2 protein-coding genes are annotated in these 696 nt (G+C 63.9%); one reads left to right on the top strand and one right to left on the bottom strand.

Annotated elements, in window-relative coordinates:
• Positions 1 to 119: 119 nt before the first annotated feature.
• Positions 120 to 248 (bottom strand): hypothetical protein, encoded by a 129-nt coding sequence (locus PMES_RS16905; RefSeq protein WP_268892436.1) that lies wholly within the window; start codon positions 246 to 248, stop codon positions 120 to 122.
• Between the two features lie 163 nt (positions 249 to 411).
• Here PMES_RS16905 and PMES_RS16265 point away from each other — a divergent pair, with 163 nt between their 5' ends.
• Positions 412 to 618, top strand: coding sequence for a hypothetical protein (locus PMES_RS16265; RefSeq protein ID WP_159966761.1), 207 nt, complete (start codon positions 412 to 414; stop codon positions 616 to 618).
• The last annotated feature ends 78 nt before the right edge of the window (positions 619 to 696 follow it).

The following is a 696-nucleotide window of genomic DNA, read 5'->3' as shown; positions in this document are numbered from 1 at the left end:
CAGCAGGACCAGCAGATTGAAGCTGCGGTTGATCCGCTCCAGCGCACGGCGGCGCGCCGTGTGGTAGAGCGCGTTTCTCAGCACGTTGAAGCGGATCAACTCAAGGTTTCGGCTCATCGTCACTTGTCCTTTTTCGGGGGCGGCGCGGGCTTGCTTTCGCTCCCGTTGGGCAGCTTGGGCTGGCGCGGGCCGACCGATTTCGGGGCGTTTTCTTCGCGTTCGCGCTTGTCATTGTTGTCGTCACTCATGGAATTCGGATCCCTCAAGTTGGTTTTGGTGGGTTCGATAGGCGCCGGCGGAAGGGTTCAATTCCGCCGGCGCTGCCAAGGTAGCACGACTGCCTGCCGACGGGCCAACCAACGGATGTCGGGGCCGGCGCGCCTTACCATTACCTTCAAGGGAGCCAGGATTATGGCCGAGATCAGCCAGCCTCATGGGCTGCGCGCGTTGCACTGCGTCGAGCAGATGACCGATGCGCAGAAGATCGCCCTGGCGATCGAGATCACCAACAGGATCGACGACCCGCGCCAGGGCCCGGGGCTGCTGCGCCTTGGCCGGCTGGCCACGACGCAGGGCGAGCAAATGGTGCGGACCCGGTTCGAAGAGGAGAGGGAGTGATGCCGGGGGAAAATCTTGGGACAACTCATGTCCGGGCGCCAGCGCACCGCGCCCATGCATGCCGGCACCTGGTCATCG

Source organism: Profundibacterium mesophilum KAUST100406-0324 (assembly GCF_009835145.1).
Taxonomy (GTDB): domain Bacteria; phylum Pseudomonadota; class Alphaproteobacteria; order Rhodobacterales; family Rhodobacteraceae; genus Profundibacterium; species Profundibacterium mesophilum.
The sequence above is the reverse complement of the archived record's forward strand: the minus strand, read 5'-3'. Positions and strand labels throughout refer to the sequence as shown.